This window comes from Streptomyces ambofaciens ATCC 23877, assembly GCF_001267885.1.
GTDB lineage: Bacteria > Actinomycetota > Actinomycetes > Streptomycetales > Streptomycetaceae > Streptomyces > Streptomyces ambofaciens.
The window spans coordinates 6848777-6862320 of sequence record NZ_CP012382.1; the positions used below are offsets into that span (position 1 = coordinate 6848777).

The following is a 13544-nucleotide window of genomic DNA, read 5'->3' on the forward strand; positions in this document are numbered from 1 at the left end:
GCGGGTCAGCGTCCTTCTTCGATCCAGGTGGCGTTCGGGCCGTCGAGCACGATGTCCCAGTGGTAGCCGAGCGAGAACTCGGGCACGGACAGGCTGTGGTCGTACGCCGCGATCAGCCGCTGCCGCGCCGCGTCGTCCGTGACGGACTGAAGGATCGGGTCGTACGGGAACAGCGGGTCGTTCGGGAAGTACATCTGCGTCACGAGCCGCTGGGTGAAGGCCGAGCCGAACACCGAGAAGTGGATGTGGGCCGGGCGCCAGGCGTTGACGTGGTTGCGCCACGGGTAGGGGCCCGGCTGGACGGTGGTGAAGCGGTAGAAGCCGCCCTCGTCGGAGAGGGTGCGGCCCACGCCGGTGAAGTTCGGGTCCAGCGGCGCGTCGTGCTGCTCGCGCTGGTGGGCGTAGCGCCCGGCCGAGTTCGCCTGCCAGATCTCCACGAGCTGGCCGCGCACGGGCTTCCCGTTCCGGTCCAGGAGGCGGCCGGAGACGGTGATGCGCTCGCCGATCGGCTCCCCGGCGTGCTGCCGGGTCAGGTCGTTGTCGATCCCGGTGATGTCCCGCTCCCCGAAGGCGGGGGAGGAGAGCTCCACCAGCTCGGGGTCCTTGGTGACGTCGATGGCGATCGGCGGCTGCTTCGGGTGGCGCAGCACCGAGGAGCGGTACGGGGCGTAGTCGCGGCGCGGGTGGTGCTCGACGGGCGCGCCGTCGGCGACCCGCCGGTCGTAGGCGGCGCGTTCGGCCGCGATCTCCGCGTCGATGTCGTGCTGGGTGAGAGTCATTGGGGGTTCCCGGGGGTGGCTAGCGGTCGAGGACCAGGGCGAGGCCCTGGCCGACGCCGATGCAGAGGGTGGCGATGCCGGTGCCGCTGCCCTTGCGGGCGAGCTGGTGGGCGACGGTGCCGGCGAGGCGGGCACCTGAGGCACCGAGGGGGTGGCCCAGCGCGATGGCTCCGCCCTGGGGGTTGAGGATCGCCGGGTCGAACTCGGGCCACTCGGCGACACAGCCCAGCACCTGGGCGGCGAACGCCTCGTTGAGTTCGAGGACGTCCAGGTCGGCGAAGGTCCGGCCGGCCCTGCGGAGGGCGCGGTCGACGGCTTCGACGGGGGCGAGCCCGAAGTAGTGCGGGTCGGTCGCCGAGACGCCGGTGGCGGCGATCCGGGCGAGCGGCTCGCGCCCGGTGGCCTTCAGGCCCTCGTCGTCCACGATCAGGAGCGCCGCGGCGCCGTCGTTGAGCGGTGAGGCGTTGCCGGCGGTGACGGTGCCGTCGGCGGTGCGGAAGGACGGCCTGAGCTTCGCCATCGCCTCCAGGGAGGCGTCCGGGCGTACGCACTCGTCGGCGGCGAACTCCACCAAATCACCCTTGCGCCGCGGTACCGGGACGGGTGCGAGCTCGGCGTCGAACAGCCCGGCGGACCGCGCGCGGGCGGCCTTGCGGTGGGAGGCGAGGGCGTACTCGTCCTGCCGCTCCCGCGAGATCCCGTGCTTGTCGGCGATCAGTTCCGCGCTCTCACCGAGGGGGACGGTCCACTGCGGGTCCATCCGCGGGTTGACCATCCGCCAGCCCAGGGTGGTCGAGTACAGCTCGGCGTGCCCGGCCGGGAAGGGACCCTCCGACTTGGGCAGCACGTACGGCGCCCGGGTCATCGACTCCACCCCGCCCGCGAGCACGATCGAGGCGTCCCCGACGGCGACGGCGCGCGCGGCCTGGATCACCGCCTCGAGCCCGGAGGCGCACAGGCGGTTCACGGTGACGCCGGGGACCGAGGTGGGCAGGCCGGCGAGCAGGGCGGCCATGCGGGCGACGTTGCGGTTCTCCTCGCCGGCGCCGTTGGCGTTGCCGAAGTACACGTCCTCGATCCGGGACGGTTCCAGGGCGGGCGTCCGGGCGAGGAGCTCACGGACCGCGTGCGCGGCCAGGTCGTCGGGGCGTACGCCCGCGAGGCCGCCGTTGTACCTGCCGAACGGGGTGCGCACCGCGTCGACGATGTAGACGTCCTTCACTTCATGCCCTCCGTGACGACGAGTTCGGCGCCGGTCCTGGCGACGACCTCGTCGACGCCCACGCCCGGCGCGGTCTCCACCAGGACCAGGCCGTCGCCGGTGACGTCGAGGACGCCGAGGTCGGTGATGACCCGGTTCACGCACGCCCGGCCCGTGAGCGGCAGCGCGCACCGCTCGAGGATCTTGGGCGAACCGTCCTTGGCGTTGTGGGTCATCACGACGATGACGGTCCGGGCGCCGTGCACGAGGTCCATCGCCCCGCCGATCCCCGTGATCATCTTGCCGGGGATCGCCCAGTTCGCCAGGTCCCCGGAGGCGGAGACCTGCATCGCGCCCAGCACGGCGACGTCGATGTGCCCGCCCCGGATCATGCCGAAGGACAGCGCCGAGTCGAAGAAGGAGGCGCCCGGCAGGACCGTGACGGTCTCCTTGCCGGCGTTGATCAGGTCGGGGTCCACCTCGGCCTCGGTGGGGTAGCGGCCGGTGCCCAGGATGCCGTTCTCGGACTCCAGGGTCACCTCCACGCCCTCGGGGAGGTGGTTCGGGATCAGCGTCGGCAGGCCGATGCCGAGGTTGACGTACTGTCCGTCCCGCAGCTCCCGGGCCGCCCGCGCGGCCATCTCCTCACGTGTCCAGGCCATCAGGAACTCACCGTCCGCCGCTCGATCCTCTTGTCCGCCGCCTGCTCCGCCGTCAGCGCGACGACCCGCTGCACGAAGATCCCCGGCAGGTGCACCGCGTCCGGGTCGATCTCGCCCGGCTCGACCAGTTCCTCCACCTCGGCGATCGTCACGCGGCCGGCCATGGCCGCCAGCGGGTTGAAGTTCCGCGACGACTTGTTGAACACCAGGTTCCCGTGCCGGTCGCCCTTCGCCGCCCGCACCAGCGCGAAGTCGGTGCGGATGCCGTGCTCCAGCACGTACTCCGACCCGTCGAACTCGCGGACCTCCTTGGGCGGCGAGGCCAGCGCGACCCCGCCGGAGCCGTCGTAGCGCCACGGCAGCCCGCCCTCGGCGACCTGGGTGCCGACCCCGGCCGGGGTGTAGAAGGCGGGGATCCCGGCCCCGCCGGCCCGCAGCCGCTCGGCCAGCGTGCCCTGCGGGATCATCTCCACCTCCAGCTCCCCGCCCAGGTACTGCCGCGCGAACTCCTTGTTGGCGCCTATGTAGGACCCGGTCACCCGCGCGATCCGCCCCGCGGCGAGCAGCACCGCCAGCCCGGACTCCATCGCCCCGCAGTTGTTGGAGACGACCGAGAGTCCGCCGGTCCCGCGTTCGTACAGCGCCTGGATCAGCACGTTCGGCACACCGCTCAGCCCGAAGCCGCCCACCGCGAGCGACGCGCCGTCCGGCACGTCGGCGACCGCCCCGGCGGCTGTGGCCACCACCTTGTCCATCCGAGAAGCCCCATCTCTTCCAAGCGCCCGGAACCGCGAATCGATCGCCAATTAGTCAGGGCACTGAGTATTTCAGCGAGGTTCCCCACACGCTGCCATCGGACCAGCCGGGCGTCAAGAGCTCACAAAGTACGAGGTAGATCGTCCGCTGCGTCTACGGACAGTTGTCGTCCGTCCGATGTATCGTCAGTGCACCAACAGAAGTGACCACAGGAGCGCACATGGCAGCGGTCGACCTGACCACCCATCCCGGGCACCTGGCCCGGCGGCTGCAGCAGGCGCACTACCTGCTGTGGAACACGATGGTCTCGGAGGAGATCACCTCGCCGCAGTTCGCCGTCCTCAACGCGCTGGTCGCCGAGCCGGGCCTGGACCAGCGCACGGCGGGGGAGCGGGTGGGCCTGGACCGCTCCACCATCGCCGAGGTGATCAGCCGGCTGGGCCGCCGCGGGCTGCTGGACAAGGTCCGCGACCCGCAGGACGGCCGCCGCTTCCTGCTGCGCCCGACCGACGAGGGTCTGCGCGCCCACCGCAAGCTGGCCGTGCGCACGGCCAGGATGAACCAGGTCTTCCTGGCTCCGCTCGCCGCCGAGGAGCAGGCCGTCTTCTTCGACCTCATCCGCCGGGTGGCGGACGCCGCCGAAGGCCTCCGCAACCCGGCCGAACCCGCGGTGACCCCGGGCTGAGTCAGGACTCCTTCGCCGCGTCGACGAACACCACCCACACCTGCCCCTCGGCGAAGTCCAGTGGCGCGCCGTCCTCACCGGTGAAGGACGTGCCGTCCGCGGCCCCGCCGCGCTTCCAGGTCGCGTCGTACGCGCGTCCGTCGCGCAGCACCTCGGCCCTGCCGGAGCCCACCGACTCCACGTAGGGCGAGTTGTTGCCGCGGAAGTCCCCGAAGGCGGACTCGCGCACCTTCACGTGCTGCACGACGACCGTCGCCGGTGCCAGGCGCCCGCCCTCGGCCGTCCGGGCCGGAGCGCCGTCCATGGCGACCAGCCAGCGGTCACGGCTCTCGGACCAGGCGAAGTCGAAGGAGGCCGACGGGTAGCGCACCGTGCGCGAGGACTCGGCCCGGCCACCGCCGGGAGCCTCGCCGTAGCGGAAACCCGTGGTCAGGGCGTCGGCGCCCGGGGGCTCGGGCAGCAGCCGGCGGGGGCGCAGGTACAGGTTGTGCGGGGCGGTGCGGTCCTCGTCGCGCACATAGGCGTCGGTCCCTTCCCCGGGCGGCTCCGCGTGCAGCGGCGCCTCGTCGATGAGCGGCAGCAGCTTGCCCTGCGCACCGGAGAAGGCCAGCGTCGGCCGGTCGAACTGGCGCAGCAGCTCCAGATCGGACTCGCGGGCGCTGCGCACCGGGCCGACCGACTCGGGCAGTTCCGTCGCGTAGACCGCCATCAGGCGGCTCAGCCCGGCCTCCACCGGTTCCACGTAGACCACGTCCGCGGCCGCCAGGCCCGACTGGGGCCGGGACGCGGGGACGTTGTCGACCTTCACGGCGAGCACCGGGGCCCGGCTCTTCGCGGTGTGCGACCGTTCCGCCTCCGGTGCCCTGCGGTCGTCCTCCGCCCCGGGCCCGGCCGTGCAGCCCGCTCCCAGCGAGAGGGCCAGCGCCGCCGTCAGCAGCGCGCCCCCACGCCGCCTGTTCTTCCTTTTTCGCATTCCGACCACCCGCCCGACCATCCCGTGTCAATGATTGTGTTCTTCTAGAAGCATTTAGCGCCATACCTGACCGAATCTGATACGGCGCGCGCTGCGCGGCACATGATCCGCTGTTCGGACGAAACGGCGGGCGGTTCGGGGGAGGGCGGCCGGGTACCCGGCCGCACGCAGGACCGACCCGCACCGGCGACGGAGGGAGCGCGAGGCGATGAAGGCAGTGACGTGGCAGGGCAAGCGGGACGTGCGGGTGGAGGAGGTGCCCGACCCCAGGATCCAGGAGCCCACGGACGCGGTCATCCGCGTCACCTCGACCGGCTTGTGCGGCTCCGACCTGCACCTGTACGAGGTGCTCACGCCGTTCATGACACCGGGAGACATCCTCGGCCACGAGCCCATGGGCATCGTGGAGGAGGTCGGCGCCGAGGTGACCGGCCTCAAGCCGGGCGACCGGGTCGTGGTGCCGTTCCAGATCGCGTGCGGGCACTGCTACATGTGCGGCACCGGTCTGCCGACCCAGTGCGAGACCACCCAGGTCACCGGCGAGGGCATGGGCGCCCAGCTGTTCGGCTACACGCGGCTGTACGGGGCGGTACCCGGCGGTCAGGCCGAGTACCTGCGGGTGCCGCAGGCCCAGTTCGGCCCGATCAAGGTGCCGGAGGGCCCGGCCGACGACCGCTTCGTCTACCTCTCCGACGTCCTGCCCACCGCGTGGCAGGCGGTCGAGTACGCCGGCGTCCCCCAGGGCGGCAGCGTCGCCGTGCTCGGCCTCGGCCCGATCGGCGACATGGCCTGCCGGGTCGCCCGCGCCAAGGGGGCCGAGCGGGTGTTCGGCGTGGACCTCGTGCCGGAGCGGCTGCGGCGCGCCCGTGAGCGGGGCGTCGAGACGTTCGACCTGCGGTCCTTCGACAGCGAGAAGGAACTCGTCGCCGCGATCCGGGACGAGACCGGAGGCCGCGGCCCGGACTCCGTGATCGACGCGGTCGGCACCGAGGCGCACGGGGGCGCCGCCGCCAAGCTGGTCCAGCAGGCCGCCGCGGTGATGCCCCGGGCCGTCGGCGGCAAGCTGGCGGAGCGTTTCAGCGTCGACCGGCTCGCCGCCCTCTACACCGCCATCGACCTGGTGCGGCGCGGCGGAACGATCTCGCTCTCCGGCGTGTACGGCGGCATGGCCGACCCGATGCCCATGCTCACCCTGTTCGACAAGCAGATCCAGATGCGGATGGGACAGGCCAACGTGCGTCGCTGGAGCGACGAGATCATCCCCTACCTGACGGACGAGGACCCGCTCGGCGTCGACGACTTCGCCACCCACCGGGTGCCGCTGACGGACGCGCCGCACGCGTACGAGATGTTCCAGAAGAAGCAGGACGGCGCGGTCAAGGTCCTGATGAAGCCGTGACGCCCGGCGGACCGTGACGCCCGGCGGAGGAGCCCCTCAAGGGCCGCCGAGGATCTCCGCGAGGTCGTAGCGGACCGGCTCCTCCAGCTGGGCGTAGGTGCAGCTGGAGGGTGTCCGGTCCGGGCGCCAGCGCCGGAAGCGGGCCGTATGACGGAAGCGCGCCCCGTTCTCCATGTGGTCGTACGCCACCTCCACGACCCGCTCCGGCCGCAGCGGCACCCAGGAGAGGTCCTTCTTGCCCGACCAGCGGCTGGGAGCGCCGGGCAGCCGGGCCGACTCGTGCGCCGACTCCTCGGCCCAGGCCGCCCACGGATGACCCCGCACGTCGTCCATGCGCAAGGGCTCCAGCTCCTCCACCAGCTCGGCACGCCGCTTCATGGTGAAGGCGGCGCTCACCCCCACGTGCTGGAGGGCGCCCTCGCCGTCGTAGAGGCCGAGCAGCAGCGAGCCGACCACGGGACCGCTCTTGTGGAGGCGGTAACCGGCGACGACCACGTCCGCCGTACGCTCGTGCTTGATCTTGTACATGGCCCGCTCGTCCTGGCGGTAGCGCAGGTCGAGCGGCTTGGCCACGACACCGTCGAGCCCCGCCCCCTCGTACTGCTCGAACCACTGCCGGGCCACCTCGATGTCGTCCGTCGCCGGCGCCACGTGCACGGGCGGCGTGACCCCGGACAGCGCCCGGACCAGCCGCGCCCGCCGGTCGGTGAGCCCCACTTCGATCAGTGACTCGTCGTCCAGTGCCAGCAGGTCGAAGACCACCAGCGAGGCCGGCGTCCGCTCGGCGAGCATCCGCACCCGGGAGTCGGCCGGATGGATCCGCTCGGTGAGCGCGTCGAAGTCCAGGTGCCCCTCCCGTGCGATCACGATCTCCCCGTCCACCACGCACCGCTGGGGCAAACGCTCCCGCACCGCCTCCACCAGCTCCGGGAAGTACCTGGTCAGCGGCTTGCCCGTGCGGCTGCCGAACTCGACCTCGGCGCCGTCGCGGAACACGATCGACCGGAACCCGTCCCACTTGGCCTCGTAGTGCATGTCCGGCGGGATCTTCGCCACGGACTTGGCGAGCATCGGCTTCACGGGCGGCATGACGGGCAGATCCATGGTCCGACTGTAGGAGCGGCCACCGGTCCCCGCCTGCCAGGGCCGTACGGGCCCGGCGGCGCGGCGCCCGTACGGCCCGCCGCCTGATGTGCGAGGTCCCCGCGGTGCGCCTACCGTGGCTCGCATGGCGGAAGCGGTGGAACTGGAAGCGGGCGGACGGACCGTGCGGCTGTCCAGCCCGGGCAAGGTCTTCTTCCCGGAGCACGGCTACACCAAGCTCGACGTGGCCCGGTACTACCAGTCCGTCGCCCCCGGCATCCTGCGCGCCCTGCGCGACCGGCCCACCACCCTCCAGCGCTACCCGGACGGCATCACCGGCGAGTGGTTCTACCAGAAGCGCGCGCCCAAGGGCATGCCCGACTGGATCCCGACGGCGCACATCACCTTCCCCAGCGGACGCAGCGCCGACGAGATGTGCCCCACCGAGGAGGCCGCGGCGCTGTGGGCCGCCCAGTACGGCACCCTCACCTTCCACCCCTGGCCGGTGCGCCGCGACGACGTCGACCATCCCGACGAACTGCGCATCGACCTCGATCCGCAGCCCGGCACCGACTACGACGACGCCGCCCGCGCCGCCCACGAACTGCGGTCGGTGCTGGAGGAGTTCGGCGGGCTGCGAGGCTGGCCCAAGACCTCCGGCGGACGCGGCATCCACGTCTTCGTGCCGATCGAGCCGCGCTGGACCTTCACCCAGGTGCGGCGCGCCGCGATCGCCGTGGGACGCGAGATGGAACGGCGGATGCCGGACCGGGTGACCATCAAGTGGTGGAAGGAGGAGCGCGGCGAGCGCATCTTCATCGACTACAACCAGACCGCCCGGGACCGCACCATCGCCTCCGCCTACTCCGTGCGCCCCCGCCCGAACGCCCCGGTCTCCGCCCCGCTGACCTGGGACGAGGTGGGCGTCGCACACCCACAGGACTTCGACATCACGACCATGCCCGCGCGCTTCGCCGAACTCGGCGACGTGCACGCGGGCATGGACGATCAGGCGTTCTCCCTCGACGCCCTGCTGGAACTGGCGACGAAGGACGAGCACGACCACGGGCTCGGTGATCTGCCGTACCCGCCCGAGTATCCGAAGATGCCGGGGGAACCCAGCCGGGTACAGCCGAGCCGGGCGAGGAAGCCGCGGCCGCAGGGGACGTGAGCTACAGCTCCTTGATCCTCACGTCCCGGTAGGAGACCACGTCGGTCGTGCCGTGGACCTGGAGCCCGATGTAGCCGGAGGAGAACCGCCGCCCGTCCGTGCCCGGGTCGTCCGAGCGCGGCGGGGTGAAGTCCTGGCCGCCGATGTTGTCGAACTCGTTGATCAGCACGCCGTTGCGGTAGATGGAGTAGTGCTGGTCGACCACACGGATCTCGTAGTCGTTCCAGGTGCCCTTCTCCGTCACCCCCGCCCCGGCGAGACCCACCCGGTCGAAACCGTAGACCGAGCCGGTCTTGTACATGTCGCCGCTCGGGCTGTCGAACTCCTGGATCTCGTGCCCGTACTTGATGGCGACCCACTCCGGCCGGGACTCCTCCGGGTGGTCGTGGACCTGCGGGAAGCGCACGAACACACCGGAGTTGGCGTTGCCGGTGCCCGGCGCGTCGTCACGCCACTGGAGCTTCAGCGAGAAGTCGCCGTACGTGCGCTCCGGGAACCACAGCATGCCCATGCCCGGCGTGGTGGTGCCGGACGTGATCGACCCGTCCCCGTTGGGCGCGAACGAACCGCCGCCGACCTGCTCCCACTTGGCCAGCGACGCCTCGGTGCCGTCCATGATCGTGCGGTAGCCCTCGGTCTGGCCGGGCGTGCCGATCCCCGACTGCCGGGCGGCCTGGTTGACCGCCCGGTACTCCCGCCGGTCGACGACACCCTCGTCCAGGAGCGCGTCCATGACCTCGCGCACGTGCTTGAGGAACAGCGCCTGGGACGACCACTCCTTCTCGTCCTCGATCATCTCGTTGATCCGGCACCGGTTGTCCGTGACCCGGTTCGGCACACCGGTGTCGACCGAGCCGACGATCACCGTCTGCCGCTCGTCGTACTCCGGGCAGGGCGGCGCCGGCACTCCGCCGGAGACGACCGTGAAGCTCACGGTCACCGGCTCGGAGGTGTTGCCGGCCTTGTCGCTCGCCCGGTACGCGACGGTGTGCCGGCCCACGCGGTCGACGACCACGGGAGCGCCGTAGGCGAGGTAGGGCCCGGCGTCGAGCGAGTACTCCACGCCGGCCACGCCCGAGCCGCCCTCGTCCGTGGCGTTGACGGTCACCTTCGCACTGCCGACGTACGCGCCGTCGGAGTTCTTGGTGCCGTCCACGGTCGCGCCGGTCACCGGCGGGACGGTGTCCTGCGGGGGAGCGGCGACGACGGTGAAGGCGACGCTCTTCTCCGCCGCGGCGTTGCCCGCCTTGTCGGTGGCGCGGTAGCGCACGGTGTGCTCACCGACCTCGTGGACCATGACGGGCGCCGTGTACGCCTGCCAGGCGCCGTCACCGACGGCGTACTCGATGGTGTTGACGCCGGAGCCCGTGTCGGAGGCGGTGACGGTCACCGTCGCCATGTCGATGTAGGCGCCGTCCGGGTTCTTCTCACCGCTGACCGTCGCCGAGGTCTCCGGCGCGGTCGTGTCGTCGGTGTCCGGGGCGGCCACGGTGAACGTGACGTTCTTCTCCTCGGCGGCGTTGCCCGCCTTGTCGAAGGCCCGGTAGCGCACCGTGTGCTCGCCGACCTGGTCGACGACGACCGGCGTGGTGTACGGCTGCCAGGCGCCGTCCGCGCCGATCGCGTACTCGATCCGCTCGACGCCGGAACCGCCCTCGTCGGTGGCGGCGAGCGTCACGGTCGCGGAGCCCACGTAGGCGCCGTCGGCGTTCTGCGTGCCGCCGACCTCGGCCGAGGTCGCGGGCGCGGTGGTGTCCTCGCCGCCGCCCTCGGTCACCACGAGCACGCCCTGCATCTGCCCGTGGCCGGGGATCGTGCAGTGGTACATGTACCGGCCGGGAGTCAGGGTGACCTCGGCGGTGTGCTTGCCGCCCTGGTCGTCGCCCGGGTTGGCCAGGATGTTCAGCTGGACGTCCTGGTTGTACTCGGGATCGCTGGTCATGAACGTCAGCGTGTGCGGCATGCCGGTGGTGTTGCCGGTCGCCTCGCTGTTCTCGAAGACGATGGTGGCCGGGCCGGCCACCGCCGTCTCGGGAGCCGACGTGTACTTGGTGATGTCGTCGCCGGCCGTCCAGGTCAGGACCTGGTCGGCGGCCTCGGCCGCCGCCCTGGGCTGTCCGGACGCGGACGTCACCTGCAGACCGAGCATCATCAGCAGGCCGGCCAGCAGGGCCGCCCACATTCTTCGTCCGCGTATCACCGGGACCCCCTCGCCAGCTGTCCGGCGGCCGGCGTCGGCCCGCCGCCCTTGTAGGTGACCCGCCACAGGGCGGACCTGGAGTCCGAGGTGAAGAAGCCGCGGCCGTAGTCGAGGACGTACAGCGCGCCGTCCGGGCCGAACTTCCAGCCCATCAGGTTCTTGATGCCGTCGTTCCCGATCGGCACGATCTTCTTCAGTGACTCCGAGTGCACCGGCAGACCGCCGTCGCCCTGGGTCTTCGGGTCCATCAGCACCGCGTTGCGCGGCTGGTCGGAGTCGTAGAAGTCCCCGACGAACCACTTGCCGTCCCAGTACGCGGGCCACTTGGTCTCACTCGTGCTGTCCGCGTCGAAGCGGTAGAGCGGACCGTTCATCGCGGCCTGCCCGCCGCCCTTGAGCCAGGGCAGCCGGTACGTGGCCTCGTCCTGCTTGTACGACGGGACCCCGTTCGCGTCGCGCGGGAAGTCGGGGCCGCCGCCCTGCGGCGAGTACCAGATGTTGTTGCCGGTCACCGGCGGCAGGTTGACCAGTCCGTCGTTGTTCGGCGACTCGTTCTTCGGGGCGTCGCAGTCGTACCAGCCCAGCGGCTTGGACGGGTCCGGCAGGTTCCGGTCCCGGTAGGGCTGCTTGTTGCCCATGCAGTACGGCCAGCCGCGGTTGCTCGCCTTGGTGATCGTGGCGAACGTGTCGTACTTGGCCGGGCCCCAGGTCGGCGACGGGGCGCCGGCGTCCGGACCGACCCAGCCCGCGTACAGGGTGTCGGTGGCCTTGTCGACGGAGATGCGCGCCGGGTTGCGCACGCCCATCACGTAGATCTCCCCGCGCGTCTTGCCACCGCCCTCGGCGGTCTCCTTCCCGGTGAAGAGGTTGCCCTCGGGGAGCGTGTAGGTCCCGTCCGGCTCCGGGTGGATGCGCAGGATCTTGCCGTTGAGGTTGTTGGTGTTGCCGGCGGTGCGGCGCGCGTCGGCGAACGAGACGCCCTTGAAGTTGGGCTGCGGGTTGTTGCCCGAGTAACCGTCGCTGAAGCCGCTGGAGTTGTTGTCACCGGTCGCGATGTACAGGTTGCCCTTGGAGTCCCAGGCCATCCCGCCGCCCGCGTGGCAGCAGCTGTGGATCTGCACCGGCCACTTCAGCAGCACCTTCTCGCTGCCCAGGTCCAGCTTGTTCGTCGCCCGGTCGAGCGTGAAGCGGGAGACCCGCCGCTCGGCCATGTGGGTGTCGCGGTTGATCTCGGAGTGCGGCGTGTAGTGCAGGTACACCCAGCCGTTCTCCGTGAACCGCGGGTCCAGCTCGATGCCGAGCAGGCCCTCCTCGACCTTGACCAGTTCGTCGCCGCCGCCCTTGTTGCCGAAGACGGTGAGCGCGCCGGCGAGGGTGACCTTCTTGGTCTTCGGGTCCCAGACGTGGACCTCGCCCGTGCCCTTGCCGATGTCGGGGTTGTTCCAGTCGGTGATCACGGGCTTGGAGGCGTCCGCGCCGCCGCGTCCGATGTAGAACACGCGGCCGTCGGGCGCGGTGACCAGGCCGTGCGGTTCGCCGATCTGGTCGTTCTGGCCGGGCTGGTTGGCCTGGGTGAGCCGCTCGGCCTGGTAGTTGCCGGTGATGGTGGCCTTGCAGTCGGCCTGCGCCAGCCGGGTCGTCCACATCAGCGCGCCGCGCAGATGGGCGCGGAAGTCGGTCTCGTCGTACGACGACACCGTGCCGCCCATGCCCGTGTAGAAGGACCGGCCGCCGTCGTAGTCACGGCACCAGCTGACCGGGTGGTCCCAGCCGTTGGCGCCGGTGCCCGGCTGGTACGTCGACTCGCGCACCCGGGCGACCGTGTGGACGTCGCCGGACGGGTTCTTCACCCAGTTCAGCCACGCGTCGGGCCGCTTCCACTGCACCGGCAGGTCCTTGGTGGCCGGATGGCGCCGGTCACCGACCTCGACGGTGGCCCGCTGGACCTTCGTCGGGCTCGAGGCTGCCGGGCGGGCGCCCACCAGACCGGTGAACCAGTCCGAGTACGGCTCCGCGCGCGCCGCGTCGTGGACGCCGACGAACCCGCCGCCGGCCTCCATGTACGCCTCCAGCCCGGCCTCCTGCGAGGGATCGAGGACGTCACCGCCGCCGGTCAGGAAGACGACCGCGTTGAAGCGGCCGAGCTTCTTCTCGTTGGTGAAGACGGAGGCGTTGTCGGTCGCCTCGACCGTGAAACGCTCGTTCTCCGGGCCGGACAGTCCGATCCGCTCGATGGCGGCGATTGCGGCGTTGACGACCGGAGACTCGTCCCCGGCCGCGGCCGACCCGTAGAAGATCAGCACCCGTACGTTCGCGCCGCCCGGCGGCGACTTGATCGACATCGTTGTCAGGGACGGATCCGGCGCCGGACGTGCACTTGCTGTGGGACCGGACAACAGTCCCGCGGCGACGAAACCGGCGGTCGCGAACGCCGCCCAGCCTCTTCTTCTCGCGCTCAACCCTCTCAAGGGCATGGGCACCTCCTCGGTCACGGCAGCAGCGCCAAGGAAGCTAGACCTCTTTGCGCGGTTCGCCAATAGGTATGACCGGGATGGAACCAACTTTGTCCTGAGTGTGGATAAACGCGGTCGCAGCCGGTACCGTCCCACAGGTTCATCACAGCCAATCACGGCTG

The 13544-nt window shown here is 71.2% G+C and carries 11 protein-coding genes; 3 read left to right on the plus strand and 8 right to left on the minus strand.

Annotated elements, in window-relative coordinates; genetic code table 11:
• Positions 1-5: 5 nt before the first annotated feature.
• From pcaH to SAM23877_RS30170, 4 genes are read right to left on the minus strand one after another with little or no spacing between them, the layout of a single operon-like run.
• On the minus strand, positions 6-779 hold the full coding sequence (gene pcaH / locus SAM23877_RS30155; RefSeq protein WP_053139870.1) for a protocatechuate 3,4-dioxygenase subunit beta: 774 nt from the start codon (positions 777-779) through the stop codon (positions 6-8).
• A gap of 19 nt (positions 780-798) precedes the next feature.
• Entirely contained in the window at positions 799-2001 is a 1203-nt protein-coding gene (locus SAM23877_RS30160) for a thiolase family protein (RefSeq protein WP_053139871.1), read from the minus strand.
• Positions 1998-2642 carry a CoA transferase subunit B gene (locus SAM23877_RS30165; RefSeq protein ID WP_053139873.1) on the minus strand — a complete coding sequence of 215 codons (645 nt, stop codon included), beginning with the start codon at positions 2640-2642 and terminating at the stop codon, positions 1998-2000. Before SAM23877_RS30165 ends, SAM23877_RS30160 begins: the two co-directional genes overlap by 4 nt.
• The gene (locus SAM23877_RS30170) at positions 2642-3397 is read right to left on the minus strand and encodes a CoA transferase subunit A (RefSeq protein WP_053139875.1); all 756 of its coding nucleotides are present in this window, start codon (positions 3395-3397) and stop codon (positions 2642-2644) included. The genes SAM23877_RS30165 and SAM23877_RS30170 overlap by 1 nt, the downstream gene beginning before the upstream one ends.
• Before the next feature lie 221 nt (positions 3398-3618).
• On the opposite strand from SAM23877_RS30170, the gene SAM23877_RS30175 reads away from it, so the two are divergent.
• Positions 3619-4083: a MarR family winged helix-turn-helix transcriptional regulator gene (locus tag SAM23877_RS30175; protein WP_053139877.1), complete on the plus strand. Its 465-nt coding sequence runs from the start codon at positions 3619-3621 to the stop codon at positions 4081-4083.
• A 1-nt stretch (position 4084) separates the two neighbouring features.
• Here the strand turns inward: SAM23877_RS30175 and SAM23877_RS30180 are convergent, their stop codons facing one another.
• On the minus strand, positions 4085-5056 hold the full coding sequence (locus tag SAM23877_RS30180) for a DUF3048 domain-containing protein (RefSeq protein ID WP_053143035.1): 972 nt from the start codon (positions 5054-5056) through the stop codon (positions 4085-4087).
• 208 nt (positions 5057-5264) lie between these two features.
• On the opposite strand from SAM23877_RS30180, the gene SAM23877_RS30185 reads away from it, so the two are divergent.
• On the plus strand, positions 5265-6455 hold the full coding sequence (locus SAM23877_RS30185; protein ID WP_053139879.1) for a zinc-dependent alcohol dehydrogenase: 1191 nt from the start codon (positions 5265-5267) through the stop codon (positions 6453-6455).
• A 36-nt stretch (positions 6456-6491) separates the two neighbouring features.
• On the opposite strand, the gene SAM23877_RS30190 is transcribed toward SAM23877_RS30185, so the two are convergent.
• A complete protein-coding gene (locus SAM23877_RS30190; RefSeq protein ID WP_053139881.1) occupies positions 6492-7559 on the minus strand; it encodes an ATP-dependent DNA ligase in 1068 nt (355 codons plus the stop codon).
• A gap of 124 nt (positions 7560-7683) precedes the next feature.
• On the opposite strand from SAM23877_RS30190, the gene ligD reads away from it, so the two are divergent.
• A complete protein-coding gene (ligD, locus tag SAM23877_RS30195; RefSeq protein WP_053139882.1) occupies positions 7684-8709 on the plus strand; it encodes a non-homologous end-joining DNA ligase in 1026 nt (341 codons plus the stop codon).
• A 1-nt stretch (position 8710) separates the two neighbouring features.
• Here the strand turns inward: ligD and SAM23877_RS30200 are convergent, their stop codons facing one another.
• Both SAM23877_RS30200 and SAM23877_RS30205 read right to left on the minus strand, forming a co-directional pair.
• Entirely contained in the window at positions 8711-10891 is a 2181-nt protein-coding gene (locus SAM23877_RS30200) for an OmpL47-type beta-barrel domain-containing protein (protein WP_053139885.1), read from the minus strand.
• A 14-nt stretch (positions 10892-10905) separates the two neighbouring features.
• Entirely contained in the window at positions 10906-13383 is a 2478-nt protein-coding gene (locus tag SAM23877_RS30205; RefSeq protein ID WP_174532264.1) for a ThuA domain-containing protein, read from the minus strand.
• Positions 13384-13544 lie beyond the last annotated feature (161 nt).

What these genes read in the sequence shown, in the direction of transcription:
- SAM23877_RS30175 (WP_053139877.1), top strand. Translation starts at nt 3,619, where the DNA reads ATGGCAGCGGTCGACCTGACCACCCATCCCGGGCACCTGGCCCGGCGG.
- SAM23877_RS30200 (WP_053139885.1), bottom strand. Translation starts at nt 10,891, where the DNA reads ATGTGGGCGGCCCTGCTGGCCGGCCTGCTGATGATGCTCGGTCTGCAG.
- SAM23877_RS30185 (WP_053139879.1), top strand. Translation starts at nt 5,265, where the DNA reads ATGAAGGCAGTGACGTGGCAGGGCAAGCGGGACGTGCGGGTGGAGGAG.
- SAM23877_RS30170 (WP_053139875.1), bottom strand. Translation starts at nt 3,397, where the DNA reads ATGGACAAGGTGGTGGCCACAGCCGCCGGGGCGGTCGCCGACGTGCCG.
- SAM23877_RS30205 (WP_174532264.1), bottom strand. Translation starts at nt 13,383, where the DNA reads ATGCCCTTGAGAGGGTTGAGCGCGAGAAGAAGAGGCTGGGCGGCGTTC.
- pcaH (WP_053139870.1), bottom strand. Translation starts at nt 779, where the DNA reads ATGACTCTCACCCAGCACGACATCGACGCGGAGATCGCGGCCGAACGC.
- SAM23877_RS30180 (WP_053143035.1), bottom strand. Translation starts at nt 5,056, where the DNA reads ATGCGAAAAAGGAAGAACAGGCGGCGTGGGGGCGCGCTGCTGACGGCG.
- ligD (WP_053139882.1), top strand. Translation starts at nt 7,684, where the DNA reads ATGGCGGAAGCGGTGGAACTGGAAGCGGGCGGACGGACCGTGCGGCTG.
- SAM23877_RS30165 (WP_053139873.1), bottom strand. Translation starts at nt 2,642, where the DNA reads ATGGCCTGGACACGTGAGGAGATGGCCGCGCGGGCGGCCCGGGAGCTG.
- SAM23877_RS30190 (WP_053139881.1), bottom strand. Translation starts at nt 7,559, where the DNA reads ATGGATCTGCCCGTCATGCCGCCCGTGAAGCCGATGCTCGCCAAGTCC.